27 protein-coding genes and 4 pseudogenes are annotated in these 26,905 nt (G+C 62.9%); 15 read left to right on the forward strand and 16 right to left on the reverse strand.

Translation table 11 applies throughout. The features are described 5' to 3' along the window. The first annotated feature begins 7 nt into the window (after positions 1-7). The 7 genes from ACG873_RS12515 to ACG873_RS12545 all read left to right on the forward strand — a co-directional run bounded on the left by ACG873_RS12515 (position 8) and on the right by ACG873_RS12545 (position 5,695). Positions 8-265, forward strand: a complete 258-nt coding sequence (locus ACG873_RS12515; protein WP_394892117.1) for a hypothetical protein — start codon at positions 8-10, stop codon at positions 263-265. Next, a complete protein-coding gene (purQ, locus tag ACG873_RS12520; RefSeq protein WP_394892119.1) occupies positions 262-948 on the forward strand; it encodes a phosphoribosylformylglycinamidine synthase subunit PurQ in 687 nt (228 codons plus the stop codon). Before ACG873_RS12515 ends, purQ begins: the two co-directional genes overlap by 4 nt. A gap of 38 nt (positions 949-986) precedes the next feature. After that, a complete protein-coding gene (locus ACG873_RS12525) occupies positions 987-1,391 on the forward strand; it encodes a hypothetical protein (protein WP_394892121.1) in 405 nt (134 codons plus the stop codon). Positions 1,392-1,459: 68 nt separating this feature from the next. After that, on the forward strand, positions 1,460-3,685 hold the full coding sequence (purL, locus tag ACG873_RS12530) for a phosphoribosylformylglycinamidine synthase subunit PurL (RefSeq protein WP_394892123.1): 2,226 nt from the start codon (positions 1,460-1,462) through the stop codon (positions 3,683-3,685). Between the two features lie 15 nt (positions 3,686-3,700). Further along, complete coding sequence (locus ACG873_RS12535; RefSeq protein WP_008836596.1) at positions 3,701-3,934, forward strand: BolA/IbaG family iron-sulfur metabolism protein; 234 nt, start codon at positions 3,701-3,703, stop codon at positions 3,932-3,934. Between the two features lie 63 nt (positions 3,935-3,997). Then, positions 3,998-4,333, forward strand: a complete 336-nt coding sequence (gene grxD / locus ACG873_RS12540) for a Grx4 family monothiol glutaredoxin (RefSeq protein WP_394892124.1) — start codon at positions 3,998-4,000, stop codon at positions 4,331-4,333. Positions 4,334-4,441: 108 nt separating this feature from the next. Further along, the gene (locus ACG873_RS12545; protein ID WP_394892125.1) at positions 4,442-5,695 is read left to right on the forward strand and encodes a multidrug effflux MFS transporter; all 1,254 of its coding nucleotides are present in this window, start codon (positions 4,442-4,444) and stop codon (positions 5,693-5,695) included. A 2-nt stretch (positions 5,696-5,697) separates the two neighbouring features. On the opposite strand, the gene ttcA is transcribed toward ACG873_RS12545, so the two are convergent. From ttcA to ACG873_RS12565, 4 genes are all read right to left on the reverse strand, one after another. Further along, positions 5,698-6,555 carry a tRNA 2-thiocytidine(32) synthetase TtcA gene (gene ttcA / locus ACG873_RS12550; protein ID WP_394892126.1) on the reverse strand — a complete coding sequence of 286 codons (858 nt, stop codon included), beginning with the start codon at positions 6,553-6,555 and terminating at the stop codon, positions 5,698-5,700. 109 nt (positions 6,556-6,664) lie between these two features. Next, a complete protein-coding gene (gene rpsD, locus ACG873_RS12555; protein WP_394892127.1) occupies positions 6,665-7,282 on the reverse strand; it encodes a 30S ribosomal protein S4 in 618 nt (205 codons plus the stop codon). A gap of 291 nt (positions 7,283-7,573) precedes the next feature. Next, on the reverse strand, positions 7,574-8,281 hold the full coding sequence (locus tag ACG873_RS12560; RefSeq protein WP_394892129.1) for a 2OG-Fe(II) oxygenase: 708 nt from the start codon (positions 8,279-8,281) through the stop codon (positions 7,574-7,576). Between the two features lie 90 nt (positions 8,282-8,371). Then, positions 8,372-8,785 (reverse strand): winged helix-turn-helix transcriptional regulator, encoded by a 414-nt coding sequence (locus ACG873_RS12565; RefSeq protein WP_394892131.1) that lies wholly within the window; start codon positions 8,783-8,785, stop codon positions 8,372-8,374. 146 nt (positions 8,786-8,931) lie between these two features. Here ACG873_RS12565 and ACG873_RS12570 point away from each other — a divergent pair, with 146 nt between their 5' ends. Continuing rightward, positions 8,932-9,570, forward strand: coding sequence for an NAD(P)-dependent oxidoreductase (locus ACG873_RS12570; RefSeq protein WP_394892133.1), 639 nt, complete (start codon positions 8,932-8,934; stop codon positions 9,568-9,570). A gap of 19 nt (positions 9,571-9,589) precedes the next feature. On the opposite strand, the gene ACG873_RS12575 is transcribed toward ACG873_RS12570, so the two are convergent. The 3 genes from ACG873_RS12575 to ACG873_RS12585 all read right to left on the reverse strand — a co-directional run bounded on the left by ACG873_RS12575 (position 9,590) and on the right by ACG873_RS12585 (position 11,500). Then, positions 9,590-9,781: a DUF3008 family protein gene (locus ACG873_RS12575; RefSeq protein WP_394892134.1), complete on the reverse strand. Its 192-nt coding sequence runs from the start codon at positions 9,779-9,781 to the stop codon at positions 9,590-9,592. Between the two features lie 68 nt (positions 9,782-9,849). Beyond that, entirely contained in the window at positions 9,850-10,650 is an 801-nt protein-coding gene (gene murI / locus ACG873_RS12580) for a glutamate racemase (protein ID WP_394892136.1), read from the reverse strand. Next, positions 10,643-11,500, reverse strand: coding sequence for an RNA methyltransferase (locus tag ACG873_RS12585; RefSeq protein ID WP_394892137.1), 858 nt, complete (start codon positions 11,498-11,500; stop codon positions 10,643-10,645). Before ACG873_RS12585 ends, murI begins: the two co-directional genes overlap by 8 nt. Before the next feature lie 178 nt (positions 11,501-11,678). On the opposite strand from ACG873_RS12585, the pseudogene ACG873_RS12590 reads away from it, so the two are divergent. Beyond that, a pseudogene (locus ACG873_RS12590) lies at positions 11,679-11,813 on the forward strand (RNA methyltransferase); the annotation flags it as partial. A gap of 226 nt (positions 11,814-12,039) precedes the next feature. Further along, a complete protein-coding gene (locus tag ACG873_RS12595; protein ID WP_394892138.1) occupies positions 12,040-13,251 on the forward strand; it encodes an NADP-dependent isocitrate dehydrogenase in 1,212 nt (403 codons plus the stop codon). 149 nt (positions 13,252-13,400) lie between these two features. Here ACG873_RS12595 and ACG873_RS12600 read toward each other — a convergent pair whose 3' ends face one another. Both ACG873_RS12600 and ACG873_RS12605 read right to left on the reverse strand, forming a co-directional pair. Further along, entirely contained in the window at positions 13,401-14,318 is a 918-nt protein-coding gene (locus ACG873_RS12600) for a pseudouridine-5'-phosphate glycosidase (RefSeq protein WP_394892139.1), read from the reverse strand. Continuing rightward, complete coding sequence (locus ACG873_RS12605) at positions 14,308-15,273, reverse strand: carbohydrate kinase family protein (RefSeq protein ID WP_394892141.1); 966 nt, start codon at positions 15,271-15,273, stop codon at positions 14,308-14,310. The genes ACG873_RS12600 and ACG873_RS12605 overlap by 11 nt, the downstream gene beginning before the upstream one ends. Positions 15,274-15,552: 279 nt before the next feature. On the opposite strand from ACG873_RS12605, the gene recA reads away from it, so the two are divergent. Both recA and alaS read left to right on the forward strand, forming a co-directional pair. Next, a complete protein-coding gene (recA, locus tag ACG873_RS12610) occupies positions 15,553-16,641 on the forward strand; it encodes a recombinase RecA (RefSeq protein ID WP_165025445.1) in 1,089 nt (362 codons plus the stop codon). A 184-nt stretch (positions 16,642-16,825) separates the two neighbouring features. Beyond that, positions 16,826-19,492, forward strand: coding sequence for an alanine--tRNA ligase (gene alaS / locus ACG873_RS12615; RefSeq protein ID WP_394892143.1), 2,667 nt, complete (start codon positions 16,826-16,828; stop codon positions 19,490-19,492). Between the two features lie 20 nt (positions 19,493-19,512). On the opposite strand, the pseudogene ACG873_RS12620 reads toward alaS, so the two are convergent. After that, positions 19,513-19,837 (reverse strand): annotated as a pseudogene (locus tag ACG873_RS12620) (TfoX/Sxy family protein). A 100-nt stretch (positions 19,838-19,937) separates the two neighbouring features. Between ACG873_RS12620 and ACG873_RS12625 the strand changes: the two are divergent. Continuing rightward, positions 19,938-20,435, forward strand: coding sequence for a GFA family protein (locus ACG873_RS12625; protein ID WP_394892145.1), 498 nt, complete (start codon positions 19,938-19,940; stop codon positions 20,433-20,435). A 220-nt stretch (positions 20,436-20,655) separates the two neighbouring features. On the opposite strand, the gene sufA is transcribed toward ACG873_RS12625, so the two are convergent. Then, the gene (gene sufA, locus ACG873_RS12630) at positions 20,656-21,036 is read right to left on the reverse strand and encodes a Fe-S cluster assembly scaffold SufA (protein WP_394892146.1); all 381 of its coding nucleotides are present in this window, start codon (positions 21,034-21,036) and stop codon (positions 20,656-20,658) included. A 171-nt stretch (positions 21,037-21,207) separates the two neighbouring features. Here sufA and ACG873_RS12635 point away from each other — a divergent pair, with 171 nt between their 5' ends. Continuing rightward, entirely contained in the window at positions 21,208-21,513 is a 306-nt protein-coding gene (locus ACG873_RS12635) for a DUF1236 domain-containing protein (RefSeq protein WP_394892147.1), read from the forward strand. 49 nt (positions 21,514-21,562) lie between these two features. On the opposite strand, the gene ACG873_RS12640 is transcribed toward ACG873_RS12635, so the two are convergent. The 3 genes and pseudogenes from ACG873_RS12640 to sufD form a co-directional block, all read right to left on the reverse strand. Next, the gene (locus tag ACG873_RS12640) at positions 21,563-21,946 is read right to left on the reverse strand and encodes an SUF system Fe-S cluster assembly protein (RefSeq protein WP_394892148.1); all 384 of its coding nucleotides are present in this window, start codon (positions 21,944-21,946) and stop codon (positions 21,563-21,565) included. After that, complete coding sequence (locus ACG873_RS12645) at positions 21,946-23,184, reverse strand: cysteine desulfurase (RefSeq protein ID WP_394892149.1); 1,239 nt, start codon at positions 23,182-23,184, stop codon at positions 21,946-21,948. The genes ACG873_RS12640 and ACG873_RS12645 overlap by 1 nt, the downstream gene beginning before the upstream one ends. A gap of 36 nt (positions 23,185-23,220) precedes the next feature. Beyond that, a pseudogene (gene sufD, locus ACG873_RS12650) lies at positions 23,221-24,391 on the reverse strand (Fe-S cluster assembly protein SufD). Here sufD and ACG873_RS12655 point away from each other — a divergent pair. After that, positions 24,357-24,530, forward strand: a complete 174-nt coding sequence (locus ACG873_RS12655; RefSeq protein WP_394893850.1) for a hypothetical protein — start codon at positions 24,357-24,359, stop codon at positions 24,528-24,530. The pseudogene sufD and the gene ACG873_RS12655 sit on opposite strands and share 35 nt — an antisense overlap. Here the strand turns inward: ACG873_RS12655 and sufC are convergent. Together sufC and sufB are read right to left on the reverse strand one after the other, a co-directional pair. After that, a complete protein-coding gene (sufC, locus tag ACG873_RS12660) occupies positions 24,500-25,255 on the reverse strand; it encodes a Fe-S cluster assembly ATPase SufC (protein WP_394892151.1) in 756 nt (251 codons plus the stop codon). The two genes, ACG873_RS12655 and sufC, sit on opposite strands and share 31 nt — an antisense overlap. Before the next feature lie 74 nt (positions 25,256-25,329). Then, positions 25,330-26,848: pseudogene (gene sufB / locus ACG873_RS12665) on the reverse strand (Fe-S cluster assembly protein SufB). Positions 26,849-26,905 lie beyond the last annotated feature (57 nt).

A 26,905-nucleotide genomic window follows, 5' to 3' on the forward strand; every position in this document is an offset into this window, starting at 1 on the left:
GGGTTGGATGGCGGAAGCCACGAATGAGCTGATCTTTGAACTCATGAAGCGAATGCATCATGAGATGACTGAGCTTCGGCAAGACGTGGCTGAGGTCAAGAAAGAACTAAACGTCATTCGAGGCCATATGATCGCCATTCAAAGCGACATTCACAACATCTACGGCGTTCTCGGACGCCACGACGAACGTCTAGACCGCATAGAACGCCGCCTCGAATTGCGCGAACTCGCCGAACCTCAAAGACCATTTGATCACACCACATGAAATCAGCCGTCGTCGTTCTTCCTGGCCTCAACCGCGACCGCGACATGATCGCGGCGCTGACGAAAATCTCCGGCACGGCCCCGGTCACGGTCTGGCAGACCGATACGGAAATCCCGGATGTCGACCTCGTCGTCATCCCCGGCGGCTTTTCATATGGCGACTACCTGCGCTGCGGAGCCATCGCGGCGCGCATGCCGGTGATGCGGGCGGTGGCTGAGAAGGCCGAAAAAGGCGTCCAGGTGATCGGCGTCTGCAACGGGTTCCAGATACTGGTCGAGGCCGGCATGCTGCCCGGCGCGCTGATGCGCAACGAGTCGCTGAAATTCGTCTGCCGCGAAGTGAAGCTGCGGGTCGAGAACACCAATACCAGTTTTACCCGCAACTATGCGCCGGGCCAGGTCATCCGCACGCCGGTTGCGCATCATGACGGCAATTATTTCGCCGATCCCGAAACGCTGGCCCGCATCGAAGGCGAAGGCCGGGTTCTGTTCCGCTATGCCGAAAACACCAATCCAAACGGCTCGATCAACGACATAGCCGGGATCGTCAACGATCGGGGCAACGTGCTTGGCCTGATGCCGCATCCCGAAAACCTGATCGAAGCCGCGCATGGCGGCAGCGACGGCCGCCCTTTGTTTGAAAGTGCGCTCGGCATCGCCGCCCCGCAACCAGAACCGGCCTGATACCCGGACAATCTCTCCAGACAGGCGGATCTTTGCGGATGAAGAAATTTGCGATCGTCGCTGGTGCGGCTTCATTGCTTCTCGCGCTGGCGGCCTGCCAGTCCAAAACGCCCACGCCTGCGGCATCAGGGAAAAGCGCTTCGCTGCGGGCCATGGAAACGGTGACCATCGCCGCATACAAATGTTGGTTCGCCGCCAAGGATCCGGCCTTCAAGGCATACCGCATGGCAAACGAACTGAACTCGTTCAGCGGCACGCCACGCTTCCTGCTGGTCCCGGCCAAGAATTACGGCGGCAAACCGCTGCTGGTGGTCCAGGCGACGGGAAATTCGTCCCGGGTCGACGTATTCGGGCCATTGATGGGCGAGCCGCTCGGCGCGCGCATCGGCACCGACATCGGCCGCTGGGCGGCAGGCAATAACGATTGTGGCGGGGCCGCGTGATCGATCGCGACGCGGCAACCCGCCGACCGCATTAGACAGACTTCCAGCCCGAGCAACCGGACAGGACCATGACCATTTCAAACACCGTGAAGATCACAGGCGAACTGATTGCCGCGCATGGGCTGAAGCCCGACGAGTATCAGCGCATACTCGACCTCGTCGGCCGCGAGCCGACCTTCACCGAACTCGGCATTTTTTCGGCCATGTGGAACGAGCACTGCTCGTATAAATCGTCGAAGAAATGGCTGCGCACCCTGCCGACCACCGGTCCGCAGGTCATCCAGGGACCGGGAGAAAACGCCGGCGTCGTGGATATCGGCGACGGCGACTGCGTTGTCTTCAAGATGGAGAGCCACAATCACCCTTCCTATATCGAGCCCTACCAGGGTGCGGCGACCGGCGTCGGTGGTATTCTGCGCGACGTCTTCACCATGGGCGCGCGTCCGATCGCGGCGATGAACGCGCTGCGCTTCGGCGCGCCGGACCATCCCAAGACAAGGCATCTTGTGTCGGGCGTGGTGTCCGGCATCGGCGGCTACGGCAATGCCTTCGGCGTTCCGACGGTCGGCGGCGAGGTCAATTTCGACACGCGCTATAACGGCAATTGCCTGGTCAACGCCTTCGCAGCAGGTCTCGCCAAGACCGATGCCATCTTCCTGTCGGAGGCCAAGGGCGTCGGCCTGCCGGTCGTCTATCTCGGCGCCAAAACCGGCCGCGATGGCGTCGGCGGCGCGACAATGGCGTCGGCCGAATTCGACGACAAGATCGACGAAAAACGTCCGACCGTGCAGGTCGGCGATCCGTTCACCGAAAAATGCCTGCTCGAAGCCTGCCTCGAGCTGATGGCGTCGGGCGCGGTCATCGCCATCCAGGACATGGGCGCCGCCGGACTGACCTGCTCAGCCGTGGAAATGGGCGCAAAAGGCGACCTTGGTATCGAACTCGACCTGGACAAGGTGCCGGTTCGCGAAGAGCACATGTCGGCCTACGAGATGATGCTCTCCGAAAGCCAGGAGCGCATGCTGATGGTGCTCCGCCCGGAAAAGGAGAAGGAAGCCGAGGCGATCTTCCGCAAATGGGGGCTGGATTTCGCCATCGTCGGGCACACGACCGACGATCTGCGCTTCCGTATTCTCCACCAGGGCGAGGAAGTAGCCAACCTGCCGATCAAGGATCTCGGCGACCAGGCGCCGGAATATGACCGGCCTTGGGTCGAGCCGGCGCCGCGCCAGCCGCTCGCCAGGGGCGACATTCCCCAAGCCGATATCGCCGACGCCCTCTTGAAAATGCTCGGCGGACCGGACCTCTCCAGCCGCCGCTGGGTTTGGGAGCAATACGACACGCTGATCCAGGGCAATTCGCTGCAGATTCCGGGCGGCGACGCCGGCGTCGTGCGCGTCGAGGGCCATGCCACCAAGGCGCTGGCCTTCTCGTCCGACGTGACGCCGCGCTACTGCGAGGCCGATCCTTACGAAGGCGGTAAGCAGGCGGTGGCGGAATGCTGGCGCAATCTGACTGCGACAGGCGCCATGCCGCTGGCAGCGACCGACAATTTGAATTTCGGCAATCCGGAACGCCCCGAAATCATGGGCCAACTGGTCAAGGCGGTGCAGGGCATAGGCGATGCCTGCCGCGCGCTCGGCTTCCCGATCGTGTCCGGCAACGTCTCGCTCTACAACGAAACCAACGGCCAGGGCATTTTGCCGACGCCGACCATCGGCGGTGTCGGCCTCATCGACGACTGGTCGAGGATGGCCCGGATCGGCTTTGCCCGCGAAGGCGAGATGATCCTGTTGTTCGGCGCGCCCGACTGGTGGGGCACACATCTCGGCCAGTCGGCCTATATGCGCGACATCCACGGCCGCGCCGACGGCCCACCGCCGCCGGTCGACCTCGCTCACGAGAAAAAGGTCGGCGACTACGTCCGCAAACTGATCCGCTCGGGTATTGCGACCGCGGTGCACGACCTCTCCGATGGCGGGCTGGCCGTCGGGCTGGCTGAAATGTCGATGGCCTCTGGCATCGGCGCGACCGTGTCGCAGCTTGGCCAGGGCGATCCGATCCCGCAGTTTTTCGGCGAGGATCAGGGCCGCTACCTGGTAACGGTCAATTTTTCTGCGCAAAGCGACGAATTCGAAGCGATGCTCGCCGAGCTGAAACAACTCGGCATTTTCGCTCCGTGGATCGGCACGACGGGCGGCGGCGAATTGAAACTCGGGCATGCCCGTGCCATATCAGTTGCGGATCTGAAGGCCGCTCATGAAGGCTGGTTTCCCCGATTCATGGGGAACTGAACGGGAAAAAAACCAATGGCGATGGATGCTCACGAGATCGAAAAACTGATCCGGGACGGTATACCTGACGCAAAAGTGACCATCCGCGATCTGGCCGGCGACGGCGACCACTATGCGGCCGAAGTGGTGGCCGAAAGCTTCCGCGGCAAGACCCGCGTGCAGCAGCACCAGATGGTCTATGACGCGCTGAAGGGCAATATGGGCGGCGTTCTTCACGCCCTTGCCCTTCAAACCAGCGCTCCGGAGTGATACATAGGCGGTAGCATGATTTGATTGCCGGTTCCTCCCAGCCGGCAAAAACGGGAAAACGAGATGAGCGGAATTAGCGAATACATAGACAATGAGGTGAAGAGCAACGACGTGGTCGTCTTCATGAAGGGCACACCCGGATTTCCGCAGTGCGGATTTTCGGGCCAGGTAGTCCAGATCCTCGACTATATCGGCATTGACTACAAAGGCGTCGATGTTCTGACCTCGAACGACCTGCGCCAGGGCATCAAGGACTATTCCAACTGGCCAACGATCCCGCAGCTCTATGTGAAAGGCGAGTTCGTCGGCGGCTGCGATATCATCCGCGAAATGTTCCAGGCCGGCGAATTGCAGAGCTACCTCGCCGAAAAGGGCATCAGCGCCAAGGGCGCCGCCTGATCAGGGAACCAGATTGATAGATTCCGGTTTTCTCCGGAATCTTTTTTGCAGGATGCGCCGGGCTCTCCGGCGCATTTCCTTTTTTGAGCCTAGCATTAGGAAACTCTCATGGACCAGCAGGCTACACCGACTACCGTGGCGACCGGCCTGTCGATCCCGCGCTGGGAGTTCATCGCACTTGCCGCCGCACTCATGGCGCTCAACGCGCTCGCTATCGATATCATGCTTCCGGGGCTGCAGCAGATCGGCGCCAGCCTCGGCGTCGCCGACGAGAATGCGCGGCAATATGTCATCTCGGCCTATTTCGGCGGGCTGGCCTTCGCCCTCCTCGCTTATGGCCCGGCCTCCGACAGGTTCGGACGCCGCGGGCCGCTGCTGTTCGGCCTTTCGATCTATGTCATCGCGGCCTTCGCTGCTGCCTTCGCGCCCAATTTCGAGACGCTTCTGGCGCTGCGCTTTATCCAGGGCGTGGGCGCGGCGTCCACCCGCGTCATCGCCGTCTCCATGGTCCGTGACCGCTTCGGCGGCAGGGCGATGGCCGAGATCATGTCGCTGATCTTCATGGTTTTCATGATCATACCGGTGGTCGCGCCAAGCATTGGCCAACTCGTGATGTTGTTTGCCGAATGGCACATGATCTTCGTCTGCATGGGCGCTATCGCCCTCGTCATCGTGATTTGGGCGGCCGTACGGCTGCCCGAAACGCTCCATCCCGAGGATCGGAGGCCCTTCACCATTGCGTCGATCTGGAAGGCCTTCCGCATCGTGCTGACCAACCGCGTCTCGCTCTGGTATACGCTGGCCTCGACCACGATCTTCGGCGCGCTGTTCGGCTTCATCAATTCCGCGCAGCAGGTCTATGTCGGCATCTACGGGGTCGGTGTCTGGTTCCCGGTGCTGTTCGCCGCCATCGCCGGCATGATGGCGGTCTCGTCATTCCTCAACTCGCGCCTCGTCGGCCGCTTCGGCATGCGCCGGCTGTCGCATGGCGCGGTCGTAGGCTTTCTAGCGGTCAGCACGATCTGGTTCGTCTGGTCGCTTAACGGCCAGGTACCACTGGTCGGCTTCGTTTTGCTGTTCGCCGCCGCTATGTTCCAGTTCGGCTGGATCGGCTCGAATTTCAACGCGCTTGCCATGGAGCCGCTAGGCCACATCGCCGGCTCTGCCTCGTCCGTCCAAGGCTTTCTCCAGACTCTCGGCGGTGGTGTGATCGGCGCCGCGGTCGGTCAGTCCTTCGACGGGACAACCACGCCTCTGGCCGCCGGCTTCTGCGGAGTGGGCGTAATCGCCCTGCTGATGGTGCTGATCGCGGAAAAGGGAAAGCTCTTTCGCGCCCAGCACGACCCGCATCCGCAGGCGTAAGTTCAGGCGCCCTGCCCGGCCGCAAGTCCGGCGAAATCGAACAGCTTGCGGTCGAGGAGATGCGACGGCCTGACATTGCCTAGCGCCCGGATCATCGTGTCCTTGCGGCCGGGCATGCGCCTTTCCATGTCATCAAGCATCTGCTTCATGAGATTGCGCTGCAGCCCCTCCTGGCTGCCGCACAGGTCGCACGGGATGATCGGAAACCTCATCGCGTCGGCAAATTTCTGCAGGTCGGCCTCGGCGCAATAGGCGAGCGGGCGCAGCACCGCCACGTCGCCGTCGTCATTGAGGAGTTTCGGCGGCATCGCCGCCAGCCTGCCGCCATGGAAAAGGTTCATGAAAAAGGTTTCGAGAATATCCTCGCGGTGATGCCCGAGCACCAGCGACGAGCAGCCCTCCTCGCGCGCGATGCGGTAGAGATGGCCGCGCCTGAGCCGCGAGCATAGCGAACAGTAGGTGTTGCCCTCGCCGATCTTGTCGGTGACGATCGAATAGGTATCGCGATACTCGATCCGGTGGTGGATGCCGTGGCTTTCGAGGAAATCCGGCAGGATATGCTTCGGGAAATTCGGCTGGCCCTGGTCGAGATTGCAGGCGATGAGGTCGACAGGCAGCAGGCCTCGCCATTTCATGTCGAGGAGCAGCGCCAGCAGCCCATAGGAATCCTTGCCGCCCGAAAGCGCCACCAGCCAGCGCTCGCCCGGCCGCGCCATGGCGAATTCGTCGATAGCCTGCCGCGTCTGGCGCAGCAGCCGCTTGCGCAGCTTGTTGAACTCGACCGAGGACGGCACGTCCCGGAACATCGGGTGGCAGCTCGCATCATCGGTTTCGACGACCAGATCGGGCATGATGTTCATGATTGCGTCCAGCCTGCTTGGCTCATCGTTAGACCGGCTTACCGGACCGTGCCGACAAAGAAAAGGCCGCCCGAAGGCGGCCTTGATGGCTTGGAACGGATCGTTCCGATTAGCGTGAGTAAAACTCGACGACCAGGTTCGGCTCCATCTGGACGGCGTAAGGGACGTCCGACAAGCCGGGAACGCGGGCGAAGGTGGCGACCATCTTGTTGTGGTCGACTTCGATGTAGTCCGGCACGTCGCGCTCGGCGAGCTGCACCGATTCCAGAACGATGACCAACTGCTTCGACTTCTCGCGAACCTCGATCACGTCGCCGGCCTTGCAGCGGTACGAGCCGATATTGGTGCGCTTGCCGTTCACGTTGACATGGCCGTGATTGACGAACTGGCGGGCCGCGAAAATGGTCGGCACGAACTTGGCGCGATAGACCACCGCGTCGAGCCGCGATTCGAGCAGGCCGATCAGGTTTTCAGGCGTATCGCCCTTGCGGCGGTTGGCTTCCTCGTAGGTCTTCCGGAACTGCTTTTCCGAAATGTCGCCATAGTGGCCCTTCAGCTTCTGCTTGGCGCGAAGCTGCAGGCCGAAGTCGGAAAGCTTGCCCTTGCGGCGCTGGCCGTGCTGGCCGGGACCGTATTCACGCTTGTTGACCGGGGATTTCGGGCGGCCCCAGATGTTTTCGCCGAGACGGCGGTCGATCTTGTACTTTGCTGATTCGCGTTTGCTCATCGCATTCCCTTTCAAAAAGATACACCCGCAACCTCATGTCACGAGTGAAGGAAACGCGCCCTCCTCTGGCCTCCGTTTTCGAGACCTGACAGGATTTCCCACGCACGCTTTGCGAAGAAACCCACGGGACACGTCATTCAAGCAAGGCCGGGGAAAGTATAAGCGGTTTTCCGTCGGTCTTGCGGCATTACAATAGAAACACCGGACCTCTCGGCCCGGCGTTGGCGTGGCTCTAAAGGAGAGCCTCACTGTTGTCAAGGAAATCGGGCCGCATCAGCGCTTCCGGCCAGCTTACGCCGCATCGTGGAAGATGATCCCGGCGGTGAACCGCTCGCCGGAGTGGATGCGGCTGACGCCGTGGCGCATCTTGACGCGGTAATCGCCCCGCGTCCCCGCTTTCGGCCTGTCGTTCACGGCAAACAGCGCGCCATGCCCCTGCTTCAAAGGAACGACTTCGGTGCGCGACTGCATGCGCGGCCGCTGCTCGGTAAGCACGAGTTCGCCGCCTTCGAATTCTTCGCCGGGCGCGCTGAGCAGGATCACCAGTTGGATCGGGAAGAGGTGCTTTCCATAGACGTCCTGATGCAGGCAATTGTAGTCGCCCGGCCCGTATTTGAGGAGCAGCGGCGTGGGCCGCGTCTGCCCGTCGGCATGACACTCTGCCAGGAACTCGTCATGAGCGGGGGGAAAGACCCGGTCGATGCTCATACGGGCATTCCAGTTATTGGCCAGCGGCACGAGCCGCTCATAAAAATGCCGGCGCAGTCCAGCGATCGGTTCCGGCAGCGGATTGGCGAAGTATTTGTACTCCCCGGCTCCAAATCCATGCTGCTGCATGACGATGCGGCTGCGGAACGCCCCATCGCTGTCGTAAAGACCCCGCAGCGCGCGGCATTCATCCACGTTCAGCAGCGGTCCCGTCCGTGCGACCCCGAATTCGTCGAGATCGCGGCTGATCGTGTCCCAGTCGAGTTCCGCCACGACATTGCGCAGGTTCATCGCCCTTCTCCTTCGCTGTCCTTGGCGCCGCGACAGAGACTATTCGGCCTGAAGCAGGAGGGCATTCCGTTTCTTGCGCGGTTGCCGGTGCTACCGGTGGGCAGCGTCAAAATCCTCCCGCGCCGCCTTCAGCGCATCACGGTTGTGCGCCGCCCATATGCCGAGGGCGCCAACCGGCACGGCGATCGAATGGCCAAACTCCGTCAGCGCATATTCCACTTCCGGCGGTGTCGTCGGCTTTACCGTGCGCCGGACCAGCCCGTCGCGTTCGAGCGAGCGCAGCGTCACCGTCAGCATGCGTTGCGAGATGCCCTCAATCGATCGCTTGAGCGCGTTGAAGCGCTTTGGCGCCGCCTGCAGATTGATGATGACCAGTAGGCTCCATGTGTCGCCGACGCGATCCAGCACCTCGCGGATCGGGCAGTTGCCCTCTTCGTCGGGCTCGAAGCCCGGATGGCTGTCCAGCATCGGCGCTGCAGCGGAAGCGTTGGTCCGAGCGTTCATGCGGTTCCCTCCGGGTAACCTGGGCAGAAAATCATGCGTACTTACGTGCCGCCGCTTTCGCGGCTAGTGGTGACTTCCGGTAACTTGATTACCGCAAATACCTCCTTCGCCGCAACGGCGAAAGAGCCAGACACGGAGTATTTCGCATGAAAATCGCACTCATCGGCGCGTCGGGCTTCGTCGGCAGCGCAATCCTCAAGGAAGCTGTCAGCCGCGGCCATGCCGTCACCGCCATCGTGCGCGACGCCGGCAAGGTCGAGAAGCTTGACGGCGTGACGCCAAAGTCGGTCGACGCCACGGATGTTGCCGGACTGACTAGCGCCATCTCCGGAAATGACGCCGTGATTTCCGCCTTCAATGGCGGCTGGGGCGATCCGGACATTTACCGCAAGCACCTGGACGGGTCGAACGCGATCGCAACCGCCGCCAAGGCCGCAAAGACACGATTGATCGTGGTGGGCGGCGCTGGCAGCCTCTATGCGCCCGACGGCAGCCAGTTCGTCGATTCGCCCGAGTTTCCCGCCGAGTGGAAGCAAGGCGCGTTGGCCGCCCGCGATGCGCTCGCCCAACTGCGGAACGAAACGGAACTGGACTGGAGCTTCCTGTCGCCGCCTTTCATGCTGAAGCCCGGCGAACGCACCGGAAAATACCGTACCGGCGGCGACCAGCCGGTGGTCGATGAAGCCGGCCAGAGCATCATCTCGACCGCCGATCTCGCCGTCGCCCTGGTCGACGAAGCGGAGCGTTCAGAACACACACGCAAGCGTTTCACCGTCGCATATTGACGAACGGTCCTGCCGGCGATCAGCCCTTCGATTTCTTCTTCTCCGGCAGGCCCTTGCGCTTGGTTTCGGCCAACTCCTCGAGTTGCTTCTCGCTCATGGATTCGACCATGCCCTTGGACGGACCCTTGAGTTCGCTCTTCTTGGTTTCGCCGCGCTTGGCCGACAAAGCCGCGCCGGCCGCCTTCTGCTGAGCCTTGGATTTAGCAGGCATCTGTTTGTCTCCCGTGATTGCGCTCCGGGAAGAACTCGGCAAGGCAGGCGAGGTTCCTGCCGGTCGTTTTATGCGACCGTCAGCCCAAACCCCTGCATCAGCCGGCGGATTGCGAAATCCGGCTTGCCGGAGGTGAAGACGGCGAGATCCAGACCTTGTGCCGCGTCGGCATGTCCTTCGACGGGCGCACGCTCACAAAGCAGCGACAGCGCGCGCCGTGCGATCGCTTCGGCCGGATCCAGCCAATCCACCGGCCAGGGCGCGGTCTTGCGCATCCGGTTGACGAGGAACGGATAGTGCGTGCAGGCGAGCACGACGATGTCGGTCCGGCCGCCATCGCGCTCGATGAAGCACGGCGCGATCTCCGCCCGCACCGCCTCCTCGTCGACGAAGCCGTGGCGCATGTAGGCCTCGGCGAGCGCAGCCAGATGCGTGCTGCCGACCAGCCAGACATTGCATTTCGAAGCCCATTTGGCGATCAGGTCGCGGGTATATTGCCGCTTCACCGTGCCTGGGGTGGCCAGCACCGACACCAGGCCCGAGCGCGTCCGCTCGGCGGCCGGCTTGATCGCCGGAACAGTGCCCACGAATGGCGTGTCGGGATAGGCCGCGCGCAGATCTGCAAGCACCAGCGTCGAGGCCGTGTTGCAGGGAATGACAAAAATTTCGGGGTCGTGCCTGGCTATCAGGCTCCCGCAAAGTTCCACGATGCGCGCGGAGAGCGCCGCCTCTTCCCAATCGCCATACGGAAAGGCTGCATCATCCGCGACATAGACGAAGCGGCGGTCGGGCATCAGCACGCGCGCTTCGCGTAGCACGGTCAGCCCGCCAATGCCCGAATCGAACATCAGTATCGGCCGGTCAGTCATTCCCGGGCGCCTCCCCGCCTGGCTTGCGCCTGCCGCTTCCGGCGCTGGCGTCAGCCTCGGCCTTGCGCGCCGGATAGCCCGAGCCGCGCGGTTCCTTCGGCGAAAAATAGTCGAGCGAAGCGACCACGCCGCGCAGCACTTCGAGTTCCTTCTCCGAAAAGCCGGCGCGGGTCAGTACCGCGCGCACCTTGTGGACCATTTTCGGCTTCTTGGCCGGCGTGCGGAAATAACCGCGCGCGTCAAGCGCGGCTTCGAGATGCTCGAACAGGCCATGCAGGTGCTCCTTGGCGGCGGGCTTGACCACCGGCCCCAAAAACGCCGTGTCGGTTTCCCGCTCAAGGCCGGACTTCATCCACTCATACGCCATAAGAAGTGTCGCCTGCGCGATGTTCAGCGATGCGTATTCTGGATTGACCGGAAAGGTGACGATCTCGTCGGCCAGGCTGATCTCGTCGTTGGCGAGGCCGAATTTTTCGCGCCCGAACATGATGCCGGTGCGCTGCCCGGCGCGATGCCGGGCCCGAAGCGCCCTGCCCGCCTCGACCGGCCCGCGCACCGGCTTGAACCCGTCGCGCTCGCGCGCCGTTGTGGCGAAGACGAATTGCAGGTCGGCGAGCGCGGAGGTCAGGTCGTCGAACACGGCGGTGTTCTCGATAACATGCGTGGCCCGGCTTGCCGCTGCCGTCGCCTTCTCGTTCGGCCAGCCGTCACGCGGCTTGACCAGCCGCAGTTCCGACAGGCCGAAATTGGCCATGGCGCGCGCCACCATGCCGATATTTTCGCCCATCTGCGGCTCGACCAGTATGATCACCGGCCCTCCGGTGATCGGCCCGCTTTCCGTGTCTGTCATGAATGCGCTGATCCTTCATTTGCGCGTCTGGGCCGTCCCTGCCATATTCCGCGTCGAAGATGAAGGCCGCACCATGGCAAGCCAAATCACCGACCGTTTGCGGGCGCAGACGAGGCACTACGCCAACTGCGGCGAAATTCGCATGTTCGGCGGCATCTGCTTCACCCTGAACGGCAATATGCATTGCGGCACGATGAAGGATGGCGACGTGCTGTTTCGTGTCGGCCCCGACCAGGAGGCGCAGGCGCTTGCCCGGCCGGGAACGAGACTCATGGAACAAGCCGGGCGCACGATGAAGGGTTTCATCATCGTCTCGGCCGACCATCTTGGCGAAGAGCAGGCGCTGAAGCACTGGGTCGCGCTCGCCGCCAATTTTGTCGAAACGCTTCCGCCGAAAAAAAATAGCGCCGCAAATCGCGTCTCGCTACACCGCGTTTCAACAGCGTTTGCGCACGCATTCCCGCTTTGCTATAGGGGCCGCACTCCCTGTCGCGAAGCCCGGAAATCCGGCGCTCCCATCCGAAAACGAGGTACTTTTCATGGCGAAGATCAAGGTGGCCAATCCCGTCGTCGAACTCGACGGCGACGAGATGACCCGCATCATCTGGCAGTTCATCAAGGACAAGCTGATCCACCCTTATCTCGACATCGACCTCGAATATTACGATCTGGGCGTCGAGCACCGCGACGCGACCAGCGACCAGGTGACGATCGACGCAGCCAACGCCATCAAGAAGCACGGCGTCGGCGTGAAGTGCGCCACGATCACGCCCGACGAGCAGCGCGTCGAGGAATTCAACCTCAAGAAGATGTGGAAATCGCCGAACGGCACGATCCGCAACATCCTGGGCGGCGTCATCTTCCGCGAACCGATCATCATGAAGAACGTGCCGCGCCTGGTGCCCGGCTGGACCAAGCCGATCATTGTCGGCCGCCACGCTTTCGGCGACCAGTACAAGGCCACCGATTTCCGCTACCCCGGCAAGGGCAAGCTGTCGATCAAGTTCGTCGGCGACGACGGCCAGGTGATCGAGCATGAGGTCTATGACGCCCCCTCCTCCGGCGTAGCCATGGCCATGTACAATCTGGACGAATCGATCCGCGAATTCGCTCGCGCTTCTCTGAATTACGGCCTGCTGCGCGGCTATCCGGTTTATCTCTCGACCAAGAACACCATCCTCAAGGCCTATGACGGGCGCTTCAAGGACATCTTCCAGGAAGTCTACGAGGTCGAGTTCGAAGAGGAATTCAAGGCGAAGAAGATCTGGTACGAGCACCGCCTGATCGACGACATGGTGGCGTCGAGCCTGAAATGGTCCGGCGGCTATATCTGGGCCTGCAAGAACTATGACGGCGACGTGCAGTCCGACACCGTGGCGCAAGGGTTCGGCTCGCTCGGCCTGATGACCTCGGTGCTGATGACGCCGGACGGCAAGACCGTCGAGGCCGAGGCCGCGCACGGCACCGTCACCCGCCACTACCGCCAGCACCAGAAGGGCGAGGAAACCTCGACCAACTCCATCGCCTCGATCTTCGCCTGGACCCGCGGCCTCGCCCACCGCGCCAAGCTCGACAACAATGCGGAACTCAAAAAATTCGCCGATACCCTGGAAAAGGTCTGCGTGCAGACGGTTGAATCCGGCTACATGACCAAGGACCTGTCGCTGCTCATCGGCCCCGACCAGCCCTGGCTCTCGACCACTGGCTTTTTGGACAAGATTGACGAGAATCTGCAGAAGGCAATGGCGTAACTTTACGCCCAGGATAGCGCGAAGCCGGCGACCAACGTCGTCCTGACTGTTGGGCGCCGGCTTCGCGATTTTGCCGGTGACGGCCGAGCGCCTTTCGAAGCGCTTGGTTGAATGCCTGAAACGCCTTGCTCGCGGCTCGGTGCTCTGCGTCAGAGCGCCCGTGCGATTCGCGCCGCCAGCCTGGCGTTGTTTTCCACCAGAGCGATGTTGGTGCGAAGGCTGGCGCCGCCGGTCAGTTCAAGAATTTTCGCGAGCAGGAACGGCGTCACCGCCTTGCCCGAGACGCGCTGCGCCTCGGCGGCCTGCTGCGCCGCTTCGATATGCGCGGCCATCACCTCCGCGGCGATCTCGTCGGCTTCCGGCACGGGGTTCGCGATCAGCATGCCGCCATCGGTCCCAAAAACGCGCCGAACCTTGAAGAAATCCGCGATCGCCTCGGCCGTATCGAGCCGCAGCGGCGCGGCGAATGGCGATTGCCGCGACCAGAAGGCGGGCATGACGTCCGATCCGAACGCCACCACCGGTACCCCGCGCGTCTCCAGCACTTCCAGCGTCTTTTCGATGTCCAGTATGGCCTTGGCTCCGGCCGACACCACGATCACCGGCGTGCGCGCCAGTTCGTCGAGGTCGGCCGAGATGTCAAAACTCTTTTCCGCGCCCTTGTGCACGCCGCCTATGCCGCCGGTGGCGAAGACCGAGATGCCGGCGAGGTGCGCGGCGATCATCGTCGCCGCCACCGTGGTGCCGCCGGTGCGGCCCTGCACCAGCGCAAAACCAAGATCGGCCCGCGACAGCTTCATCGCGCCCGTGGTCTTGGCCAGCGCCTCGCGCTCGGCGTCGGAAAGCCCGATCTTCAGCCTGCCGCCGATAACGGCGATGGTGGCAGGCGTCGCGCCCTCGTCGCGGATGATCTTCTCGACATTGGCGGCCATCGCGCTGTTATCGGGATAGGGCATGCCGTGGGTGATGATGGTGCTCTCCAGCGCCACCACCGGCCGCCCAGCGGTCAGCGCGTCTGCGACGGTTGGATGGACATCGATAAAGGGCCGCGCTTTCTCAGGCATCATTTGTCTCTCCGATCCTGCCGCCCTGATGCAACGCCTCGGCCTTCGGCACAAGGGCAAGGGCAGCAGTGAAGGCGCCGGCGGAAAATTCCGGCACGGAAGCCTGGCTCTCGACCGCCAGCATCGCCGCCGCCATGCCCTCGCGCAACGCCTCGCCGAGAGGCAGGCCGCGCAGCAAGGCGACCGTGGTCACTCCGGCCAGCGCATCGCCGGCGCCGGTCACATCGGCGATTTTTCGCGGGGGCGGCGGCATCATGGAAAAGATGTTGGAGCGGTCGAACGCGACGGTCGGCGCACCGCCATGGCTGATGACTGCGCTTGAAAGTCCCATGCTGCGCAGGCGGGCAACGATTTCGTCGACGGATGCATCGTCCGACAATCCGCCAAGGCAAGCCGCCTCGCGAAAGTTCATGAACAGGCACGAAAGCGTTTCCAGGGTTTCGGAGAGCCGCAGGACTTTGGCCGGCGAGATGGCGATCGCGAAAAGAGGCTTGCCGGCGGCCAGCCGCGCAAGCGCGTCGGCCGGCAGATTGGCGTCGCACAAAAGGGCGTCGGCGTCCGCCGCGGCGGCGCGAAAGCTGGCGCGGCGCAGCTGCTTGGCGAACGCCGTCTCGTAGAGCGCCATGTCGGCAAGTGCTGCGATCACGTCGCCCTCGCGGTCGAGGAGCGCGGTATAGCTCGGCGTGGTGCGGTCGAGGAATATCGCCGACAAGTCGGCGATCCCCGCCCGGACTATGGCGCGCGAGACGGTCTCGCCGGCCGCATCGCCGCCGCGAACCGACATCAGCGAGCCCCGGGCACCGCGCCGTATGGCGTTGCGCAGCGCATTGAACGCGCCGCCGCCGACGTCCTCAGCCATCACGCCCGGATTGGACGCGCCGGGCACATAGGCGCCTGTGATCCGCCCCCGGCGGTCGATATGGGCACCGCCGACAGCCAGTATTTTCGGAAAAGACATTAAATCGCCTGCGGAGCGTTGTTTCTTCTAGGTCGGGCGCGACATTAGTGTCAGCATCCCTGGCGAGCAACCTGCCGCGCCGAATCGTCACTTGGCGGTATGGCCGGGCCAGTGGATCGGCTTATCCGGAATGTTCGGATGTACAAAACTGGAACAAAATTGGAAAATGCAATGGAATCATGCCCTTGAGCCCTCTTGCCAAATGAGAACAAAAGAGGTACGAATTTGCAGGGATACCGGATTGTCGGGCCTTCATTGACGACCAAGGGGTAATGTATCATGGCTCAGAATTCATTGCGGCTGGTAGAGGACAAATCGGTGGACAAATCAAAGGCTCTGGACGCCGCGCTGTCGCAGATCGAGCGCGCCTTCGGCAAGGGCTCGATCATGCGGCTGGGGGCGAACGAGAAGATCGTCGAGATCGAGACGGTGCCCACCGGCTCGCTAGGGCTCGACATCGCGCTCGGCGTCGGTGGTCTGCCGCGCGGGCGCATCATCGAAATCTACGGGCCGGAAAGCTCGGGCAAGACGACGCTGGCGCTGCACACGGTCGCCGAAGCGCAGAAGAAGGGCGGCATCTGCGCCTTCGTCGATGCCGAACACGCGCTCGACCCGGTCTATGCCCGCAAGCTTGGCGTGGATCTTGAAAACCTTCTGATTTCGCAGCCCGACACCGGCGAGCAGGCGCTCGAGATCTGCGACACTCTGGTTCGCTCCGGCGCGGTGGACGTGCTGGTCGTCGATTCGGTGGCGGCGCTTACCCCGCGAGCGGAAATCGAGGGCGAGATGGGCGATTCGCTGCCCGGCCTGCAGGCGCGGCTGATGAGCCAGGCGCTGCGGAAGCTCACCGCTTCCATCTCGCGCTCCAACACCATGGTCATCTTCATCAACCAGATCCGCATGAAGATCGGCGTCATGTTCGGTTCGCCCGAAACCACGACTGGCGGCAACGCGCTGAAATTCTATGCATCCGTGCGGCTCGACATCCGCCGTATCGGCGCGGTCAAGGACCGCGACGAAGTGGTCGGCAATCAGACCCGGGTCAAGGTGGTCAAGAACAAGCTGGCGCCGCCCTTCAAACAGGTCGAGTTCGACATCATGTATGGCGAGGGCGTCTCCAAGACCGGTGAACTCGTCGATCTCGGCGTCAAGGCCGGCGTAGTCGAAAAGTCGGGCGCCTGGTTCTCCTACAACTCGCAGCGCCTCGGCCAAGGCCGCGAGAACGCGAAGCTTTTCCTGCGCGACAATCCCGACACGGCGCGCGAGATTGAGCTGGCGCTGCGGCAGAATGCCGGGCTGATCGCCGAAAAATTCCTCGAGGGCGGTGGCCCGAGTGACGGCTTCGAGGACGAAGCCGGCGAGATGTAATCTGTCAGGCCTGATCTTTGCGATGCCGCCGGCCCTCGGGCCGGCGGTTTTGTTTTGAGGGAGCCCCGCCCGAGCGCCCGTGAAGCTGCTGTTTTTCGCGGTTTTGAGCTTGTGGACAGGTCCAGGTGCGCCCGCTAAAAGGCCATGTCCCAATTTCGCCGAGAGGCGCAACAAAGGCTTTGATATGAGTGGCGTGAACGAGATCCGGTCGGCATTTCTCGACTATTTCCGCAAGAACGGGCATGAGGTCGTCGCCTCCAGCCCGCTCGTGCCGCGCAATGATCCGACGCTGATGTTCGTTAATGCCGGCATGGTGCAGTTCAAGAACGTGTTCACCGGCATCGAGAGCCGCGCCTATTCGCGCGCCGCGACCTCGCAGAAATGCGTGCGCGCCGGCGGCAAGCACAACGACCTCGACAATGTCGGCTACACCGCGCGCCATCACACCTTCTTCGAGATGCTCGGCAATTTCTCCTTCGGCGATTATTTCAAGGAGCGCGCAATCGAGCTCGCGTGGAACCTGATCACGAAGGAATTCGGCCTCGACGCGAAGCGGCTCCTGGTCACTGTCTATCATACCGATGACGAGGCTGCCGGGTTCTGGCGCAAGATCGCCGGCCTGCCCGAGGACAGGATCATCCGCATTGCCACCAGTGATAATTTCTGGGCGATGGGCGACACCGGTCCGTGCGGGCCGTGCTCGGAAATCTTCTACGACCATGGCGACCAGATTCCGGGCGGCCCTCCCGGCAGCGCCGACGAGGACGGCGACCGCTTCATCGAGATATGGAACCTCGTCTTCATGCAGTTCGAGCAGGTGACGAAGGAGCAGCGCGTCGCGCTGCCGCGTCCGTCAATCGACACCGGCATGGGGCTGGAGCGCATCGCCGCCGTCATGCAGGGCGTGCACGATAATTACGACATCGATCTGTTCAAGGGGCTGATCCGCGCCTCCGAGGAGGCGACCGGGGTCAAGGCGGAAGGCAAGAACCGGGCGAGCCACCGCGTCATCGCCGACCATCTGCGCGCGTCGAGTTTCCTGATCGCCGACGGCGTGCTGCCGTCGAATGAGGGCCGCGGCTATGTGCTGCGCCGCATCATGCGCCGCGCCATGCGCCATGCGCAGCTGCTCGGCGCGGCCGACCCGTTGATGTGGCGGCTGGTTCCGGCGCTGGTGCGTGAAATGGGCCTCGCCTATCCCGAACTCGCGCGCGGCGAGGCGCTGATTTCCGAAACGCTGAAGCTCGAGGAAACCCGTTTCCGCAAGACGCTGGCGCGGGGCCTCGGCCTGTTGTCGGAGGCAACCGAGAAACTGGGCGCCGGCGATCGCCTCGACGGCGAAACCGCGTTCAAACTCTACGACACCTATGGCTTCCCGCTCGACCTGACGCAGGACGCGCTGCGCCAGCGCGGCGTTTCGGTCGATCTCGACGGGTTCGACGCCGCCATGCAGCGCCAGAAGGCCGAGGCCCGCGCCAGTTGGGCGGGTTCCGGCGACGCGGCGACCGAGACTGTCTGGTTCGCGGTCAAGGAAAGGACCGGCGCGACGGAATTTCTCGGCTACGACACCGAGGAGGCCGAGGGCATCGTGCTGGCGCTGGTCAGGGACGGCGCCGTCGTCGAGAGCGCGGCGGCAGGAGAAACGGTTGGCATAGTCGTCAACCAGACCCCGTTCTACGCCGAATCCGGTGGCCAGGTGGGCGATACCGGCGCGATGACGGGCGACGGCTTCTCGATCGACATCAACGACACGCAGAAGAAGGGCGACGGCCTCATCGTGCATTTCGGCCGGGTTGCCGAGGGTGCGCTGAAGCCCGGCGCGGCCGTCGGCATGAAGGTCGATCACGCCCGCCGCACCCGGCTGCGTTCCAACCATTCGGCAACGCACCTCGTGCATGAGGCGCTGCGCGAGGTTCTGGGCAGCCATGTGGCGCAGAAAGGCTCGCTGGTTGCGCCGGAGCGGCTGCGCTTCGACTTTTCGCACCCGAAGCCGATTTCGGCCGCCGAACTGGAGCGCGTCGAGGCGATGGCCAACGAGATCGTCGTGCAGAACAGCCCCGTCGCGACGCGGCTGATGAGCGTCGAGGACGCCATCGCCGAGGGAGCCATGGCGCTGTTCGGCGAGAAATACGGCGACGAGGTGCGGGTGGTCTCGATGGGAACGGCCACGCGTGTCGGCAAGGCCGGCAAGCCGTACTCCGTCGAACTCTGCGGCGGCACGCATGTTACCGCCACCGGCGATATCGGGCTGATCCGCCTGGTTTCGGAGGCGGCGGTGGCCTCCGGCGTGCGCCGCATTGAGGCGCTGACCGGCGAAGCGGCGCGCCGCCATCTCGACGAGCAGGACCGCCGCCTCAAGGCGGTCGCGGCTGCCCTGAAAGTGTCACCCGCCGATGCGGTCTCGCGCGTCGAGGCCGTCCTGGAGGAGCGGCGCAGGCTGGAAAGGGAACTCGCCGAGGCGCGCAAGAAGCTCGCGCTGGGCGGCGGATCATCGGCCGATGCGGGCGGTGATGGCGAAACGGTCGCAGGCGTCGGCTTTCTCGGCAAGGCGGTTTCGGGCGTGTCGCCCAAGGATCTGAAGCCGCTCGCCGACGCCGGCAAGCAATCGTTGGGTTCGGGCGTCGTGGTGTTCGTGGGCGCCGGCGAGGATGGCAAGGCGAGCGTGGTGGTGGCCGTCACCGATGATCTCATAGGCCGTTTCAGCGCCGTGGATCTGGTGCGTGCGGCCTCCGCCGCGCTCGGCGGACAGGGCGGCGGCGGCCGCCCCGACATGGCGCAGGCCGGCGGACCGGACGCAGCGAAATCGGGCGACGCAATCGCCGCGGTCCGGGCGGCTATGGAGGCGGCTTAAGGGTGGGCACTTTTGCCCTGCTATTTCCCTGCCCGCAGCGCCGCCTCATAGGCTTTTTTTCGCCCAGACTGCCATTTCTTCCGGATCGTCGAAAGCGCTGTCGGGAACGCTCCAGTAAGGCATCGAAACCGTCTTGCCGTGGCGCGAGCCGACATAGGTCCATTGCTCGCAGCCGGCCGCCTCGAACGCGGGCGCGCTTTCGGCGTCGGCCTTCAGCCTGAATTCGCCGCGAATTTCTACCGCGATGATGACGCCGTCGAAATAGATGCCCTTGCCGCCGAACATGCGCCTGATCGATACTGGACCGAGGCTTTCGAAAAGTTCCGCTATGCGTTCGTCATCCATGCTGCAATCATGGCACGCAAACTGGTGCCTGTCATTGCTCGCGGGGTTTCGCGACCGAAAGGATGCTGACCAGGTCTGATTGAATGTATTGGGGCCGTTCATGCCGATGCTGCTCAAGGGTTCCTGCCGCTGCGGCGCAGTCCGCTTCCAGGTAGAGAGCCACACGCCCGTTCCTTTCATGCTGTGCTACTGCTCGATCTGCCGCAAACAGCAGGGTGGCGGCGGATACGCGATCAACCTCGGCGGCGATTCGTCCACGCTAAAGGTCGAGGGCGAAGAACATCTCGGCCTCTACCGGGCGGAAATCGAGGATGAAGAGCGCACACATTGCGAGGTTTCGACCGGCGAACGCCGCTTCTGCCGGGAATGCGGGTCGGCGCTGTGGCTCTACGATCCGACCTGGCCGGAACTGGTGCACCCGTTCGCCTCGGCCATCGACAGCGAACTGCCCAAGGCGCCGGAGCGCGTGCATCTTATGCTGAAATACAAGGCTTCGTGGGTGGAGCCGAACATCCGCGACGGCGACCGGACATTCGACATCTATCCGGAGGAATCGATCGCCGACTGGCACAAGAAGCGCGGGCTCTGGGTGGATTGAAATCTTGCCGTGTGCGTCCTTCGAGGCTCGCTTCGCTCGCACCTCAGGATGAGGGACGCTGGCGCACAGCTTGCCGAGATAGGGAGCTTCGATCCCAATCCCGGAACTAAACGCTTGCTACGCCGTATGCCTCATCTGAGGGGATGGGGCCGGCGCAGACCTTCCTCATCCTGAGAGGTGCGAAGCCCGCAGGGCGAGCCTCGAAGAACGCACCGTCTGGCTACGCGCTCGCACGCGCCTCGGCGAGCTGCTTCAAATCGGCAGGCTTGAGCTCGACCGATTCGCCGCAGCCGCAGGCCGAACTCTGGTTGGGATTGGTGAAGGTGAAGCCGGTGCGCAGTGTCGTCGCCTCGAAATCCATCACCGTGCCGAACAGGAAGAGTGCGGCTTCCGGCGCAACATAGACATGCGCGCCGTCGCGCTCGATGTGGTCGTCCTTGGGATTCGGCTCGGTCACCAGATCGACCGTATATTCCATGCCGGCGCAGCCGCCCTTCTTGATGCCCAGGCGAACGCCCTTGGCGTTTTCGCGCGTCGCCATGATCTCGTTCACGCGAGCGGCGGCCTTCTCGGTCATGCTGATGACGGCGAAGCGTCCCATATTCCTGTCTCCATTCCATGCAGGTTCAAGGCCTGCCGGATGCTTTCTCTTAGCCTAAGATGGTGAAGATTCCCATCCCATGCAAGCTCGTGATCGGCCGTAACAAATTTCACATCTGCGGAACCGTTCCGACTGATGGCGGTTATGACACATCGAACTCAGGAGGTTGAAATGACTTTCCGAAGCACAATCGCCGCTGCCATCCTGCTCGCCGGAACCGCCTTTGCGACCGCCCAGACCGTGGTGGTCACGCCCGAACAGGAGACCGTGGTCCGAGAGTACGTGAAGACCAATCCGGTCGTGGTCGATCGTCCGTCCAACTTTGAACTGGTGGTCGGCGCCATCATTCCGGATATCTTGAAGCCGGGCGAACTTGCCGAAAACACGTTGCCGACCAAGTATCAGTATGTCGTCATGGACGGCCGCACTGTGCTGATCGAACCGGAAACCCGCAGGGTCGTTCATATAATCGACTGACGCCGCAAGGGTCCCGGCTTCTGGAGCGAGGGCTCGAGGACGGAGTGTCCTAATACCAACCCACCGCGACCTGCGCCTCTTCCGACATGCGGTCGGGAGTCCAGGGCGGGTCGAAGGTCATGTTGACCTCCACATCGGAAACGCCTTCGACGGCGCTGACCGCGTTCTGCACCCAGCCCGGCATTTCGCCGGCGACCGGGCAGCCTGGCGCCGTCAGCGTCATGTCGATCTTGACCGATCGGTCGTCCTCGATGTCGATCTTGTAGACCAGGCCGAGCTCATAGATATCGGCGGGGATTTCGGGGTCGTAGACGGTCTTCAGCGCCGAGACGATGTCGTCGGTCAGCCGCGCCAGTTCTTCGGCGGGAATGGCCGAAGCGGGCGTGGCCGCTGCCGGCGAAGTCTGTTCTGTGGTTGCATCTTCCATGCTCATCACCCGAAAAATTTCCGCGCCTTTTCGAGCGCTTCGGCCAGGACGTCGATTTCGGCCTTCGTATTGTACATGCCGAATGATGCCCTGCATGTGGAGGTCACGCCAAAGCGTTTCAACAGCGGCTGGGCGCAATGGGTTCCGGCCCGCACCGCAACGCCCTGCCGGTCGATCACCATCGCAACGTCGTGCGAATGGATGCCCTGCAGCTCGAAGGAGACGATCGCGCCCTTGCCCGGCGCGTCGCCGAATATGCGAAGCGAATTGATCGAGCGCAGCCGCTCATGGGCGTATTTCTTAAGCTCGGCCTCGTGCGCGACGATCCGCTCGCGGCCGATCTTCTCCATATATTCGAGCGCGGCGCCCAGCCCGATCGCCTGAACGATCGGCGGTGTCCCTGCCTCGAAGCGGTGCGGCGGGTCGTTGTAGGTGACTTCGTCTTCGGTCACCTCAAAGATCATCTCGCCGCCGCCCTGGAACGGCCGCATCCGTTCCAGCATATCGCGCTTGCCGTAAAGTACGCCGATGCCGGACGGGCCATAGACCTTGTGGCCGGTGAACACATAAAAATCGCAGTCGAGGTCCTGCACGTCCACCGGCATGTGCACCGCCGCCTGGCTGCCGTCGACCAGCACCGGAATGCCTCTCGCGTGCGCGATCCGCACGATTTCCTTGATCGGCGTCACCGTGCCCAGCGCATTCGACATATGGGTGATCGCGACCAGCTTGGTGCGGTCGGTCAGGCGTTTCTCGAATTCCTCGATGTGGAACACGCCGAGATCGTCGACCGGGACCCATACCAGCTTTGCGCCTTGGCGTTCGCGGATGAAATGCCACGGCACGATGTTGGAGTGGTGCTCCATGATCGACAGCACGATCTCGTCGCCCTCGCCAATATTCGGCATGCCGAAACCGTAGGCGACCGTATTGATCGCCTCGGTGGTCGACTTGGTGAAGACGATCTCTTCCGTGCTGCCCGCGTTCAGGAAGCGGCGCACGCTTTCGCGAGCCTTTTCATAGGCATCCGTGGCTGCGTTCGACAGAAAATGCAGGCCGCGGTGAACGTTGGCGTATTCCTTGGTGTAGGCGTGGTTGATCGCGTCGAGCACGGCCTGCGGCTTCTGCGCCGACGCGCCATTGTCGAGATAGACCAGCGGCTTGCCATAGACCTCGCGCGCAAGGATCGGAAAGTCGCGGCGGATCGCCTCGACGTCGTAGGGGGTTTCGACTTTCTGGTCCATTATGCGTTCCAAGCTTGCACCGCGCTTCGTCCGCTTTCACCCATGCGTCGCAAACCAGCCGTCCAGCAGCGCCTCCAGCGCCTCCACGGTAGGCTCGTCTTCCAGTTCCTCGATCACCTCAGCCAGGAACGCCTTCACCAGCAGCCCGCGCGCCGTCTTCTCGTCGATGCCGCGCGCCATCAGGTAGAACAGATGGTTGCGGTCAATTTCGGTGACGGTCGCGCCGTGCCCGCACACCACGTCATCGGCGAAGATTTCCAGCTCCGGCTTGGTCGAAAACTCGCCGTCGTCCGACAAAAGCAGCGTGTTGCAGGCCATCTTCGCGTCGGTCTTCTGCGCATACTGGGCAACGTTGATGCGCCCCTGGAATACGCCCTTCGCCCGTCCGGTGACGACATTGCGGACCACTTCCGTCGAACTGGTATGCGGCACCGAATGGTCGAGCACCATGGTCACGTCGGTGTGGCTGTCGCCAGCCAGAAGGTTGACGCCGCGAAGCTTGAACTCCGCGCCCTCGCCCTTGGCGTCGACCACAACCTCCTGCCGCACGAGCTTGCCGCCGGCATTCATGATGAACAGCGTCAGCTTCGAATTCTTGCCGAGCTCCGCCTTGAACTGCGCGAAATACGTCGCCGTCTCCGGCTGGTCCTGCACGATGATCCACAGGATCTCGGCGTCCTCGCCAAGCAGCAACTGGCTGACCGAGGAAGCGAGCGCCGCTCCGCTGCCGGTCTGGCGCTCCACGATCGTCGCCTTGGCGCCGTTGCCGACCCGCACCGGCAGCCGCACATGCGTCTGGCCGCCGGCCTGCACGTTCTGCAATTCCAGCGGCGCTTCCAGCCGGCTGCCTTCCGCGATGTCGACGAAATAGCCGTCGCCGACGAAGGCGACGTTCAGCGCACCGATGGCGTCGTCCGAACCGTAGGTCTCCAGCGCCGGCGCGAAGCTGCCGTCGGCGAGCTTTTTCGGCAAGCGGCGTAACCGTTACGCCGTCGATTGCAGCGGGGTTTGCCGACGCAACGCCGTTCAGGACAGACAGCACCGTCGAGCCTTCGATGAGGGGCGCAACCGCCTTGGCGTTCGCCGTCTCGTCATGCGGCGGCACGCTGGTCAGAAGCCGGCGCAGATCGGTGTAGTGCCAGGATTCGACGCGCTTGGTCGGCAGGCCGGCCTTGACCGCTTCGATCGCATTGTCGCGCCGGACCATCACCGCGCCGTCGCCCGGCAGCAGCGAAAGCCGCTCGCCGAACGCATCGATGAGCGCCGTTTCGGCGAGCGTGCGCTGGGGCGTGATTTGGAGGTTCATAACCGTCACCTATGCCGCCTCTTCGATGATCCCGGCGTAGCCGTTCTCTTCCAGTTCGACCGCCAGCGACTTGTCGCCCGACTTGATCACCTGGCCGCGGTAGAGAACGTGCACCGAGTCCGGCACGATGTATTCGAGCAGGCGCTGGTAGTGGGTGATGACCACGATAGCGCGGTCGGGCGAGCGCAACGCATTGACGCCGTCGGCCACGATCTTCAGGGCATCGATGTCGAGGCCGGAATCGGTCTCGTCCAGCACGCAGAGCTTCGGCTCGAGCAGCTTCATCTGCAGGATTTCGGCGCGCTTCTTCTCGCCGCCGGAGAAGCCGACATTCAGCGGCCGCTTCAGCATCGCCATATCCATATTGAGCGAGCCGGCCGCTTCCTTCACGCGCTTCAAGAGCTCGGGAATCTTCAGCGGTTCCTCGTCGCGCGCCTTGCGCTGCGCGTTGATCGCGACCTTCAAAAACTCCATCGTCGCCACGCCCGGTATCTCCATCGGATACTGGAAGGCGAGAAAGATGCCCGCCGCGGCGCGCTCGGCCGGATCCATTTCGAGGATGGAGTGGCCGTTGTAGAGGATGTCGCCCTCGGTGACCTCATAGTCCTCGCGGCCCGCGAGAATATAGGACAGCGTCGACTTGCCCGATCCATTCGGGCCCATGATGGCGGCCACTTCGCCGGCCTTCACCGTCAGGTTCAGCCCGCGGATGATTTCGGTGCCGTCTTCGACGATGCGGGCGTGGAGGTTCTTGATTTCAAGCATTTTTTCTTCCGTTCAACTGTCGCGCCCTGCGGCGCCGGAGCGTCGTTCTGTCAATTCGAGGCGATTTTCGATGGTTACCCCACGCTCCCCTCAAGGCTTATGCCGATCAGCTTCTGCGCCTCGACCGCGAATTCCATCGGCAGTTCCTGGATGACTTCCTTGACGAAGCCGTTGACGATCAGCGCGATCGCCTCCTCCTGCGGAATGCCGCGCTGCATGACGTAGAACAGTTGGTCCTCGGAAATCTTCGAAGTCGTCGCCTCGTGCTCGAACTGCGCCGTCGAGTTCTTCGCCTCGATGTAGGGCACGGTGTGCGCGCCGCAGTCCTCGCCGATCAAGAGCGAGTCGCACTGCGTGAAGTTGCGCGCGTTGGACGCCTTGCGGTGTGCCGAAACCTGGCCGCGATAGGTGTTCTGGCTGAAGCCGGCGGCGATGCCCTTGGAAATGATGCGGCTCGACGTGTTCTTGCCGAGATGAATCATCTTGGTGCCGCTATCGACCTGCTGGTAGCCGTTCGAGACCGCGATCGAGTAGAATTCGCCGCGAGAATCGTCGCCGCGCAGGATGCAGCTCGGATATTTCCAGGTGATCGCCGATCCGGTCTCGACCTGCGTCCACGAGATTTTCGACCGGTCGCCGCGGCAGTCGCCGCGCTTGGTGACGAAGTTATAGATGCCGCCCTTGCCCTGCGCGTCGCCCGGATACCAGTTCTGCACGGTCGAATATTTGATCTCGGCGTCGTCCAGCGCGATCAGTTCGACGACCGCGGCGTGGAGCTGGTTCTCGTCGCGCTGCGGCGCAGTGCAGCCTTCGAGGTAGGACACGTAGGCGCCCTCCTCCGCGATGATCAGCGTGCGCTCGAACTGGCCGGTGTTCTTCTCGTTGATGCGGAAATAGGTTGACAGCTCCATCGGGCAGCGAACGCCCTTCGGCACAAACACGAACGATCCGTCCGTAAAGACGGCCGAGTTCAGCGTCGCGTAATAATTGTCGGAGGTCGGCACGACCGAACCGAGATATTTCTTCACCAGTTCCGGGTGCTCGCGGATAGCCTCGCTGATCGAGCAGAAGATGACGCCGGCCTGGGCCAGTTCCTTCTTGAAGGTGGTGACGACTGATACGGAATCGAACACCGCGTCGACCGCAACTCGGCCGGACTTGTAGATATTGTCGTTGGCTTCATCGAGCTCCGGGTCCGCCGGCTTCTGCACGCCGGCCAGAATCTCCTGCTCGCGCAGCGGGATGCCGAGCTTTTCGTAGACCTTAAGCAGTTCGGGATCGACTTCCTCGAGCCGAGGTTGGCCCCGGCGTGCTCTTCGGCGCGGCGTAATAGTGGATGTCCTGGAAATCGATCTTCGGATAGTTGACGCGCGCCCAGGTCGGCTCCTGGAGCGTCACCCAACGGCGATACGCTTCGAGACGCCAATCCAGCATCCACTGGGGCTCATTCTTCTTCGCGGAGATGAAACGAATCGTGTCATCAGACAGGCCCTTGGGCGCCTTGTCCATCTCGATCTCTGTCTCAAAGCCGTATTTGTATTGATCGACGTCGATCTTTCGGACCCGATCGATCGTGTCCTGCACAGCAGGCATCGGCGTTCTCCATCCACGCCGGGTTCAAGGCCCGGCAGTTTTCAACTATGGCGCCGC

This window comes from Allomesorhizobium aridi, from assembly GCF_043769475.1.
GTDB lineage: Bacteria > Pseudomonadota > Alphaproteobacteria > Rhizobiales > Rhizobiaceae > Allomesorhizobium.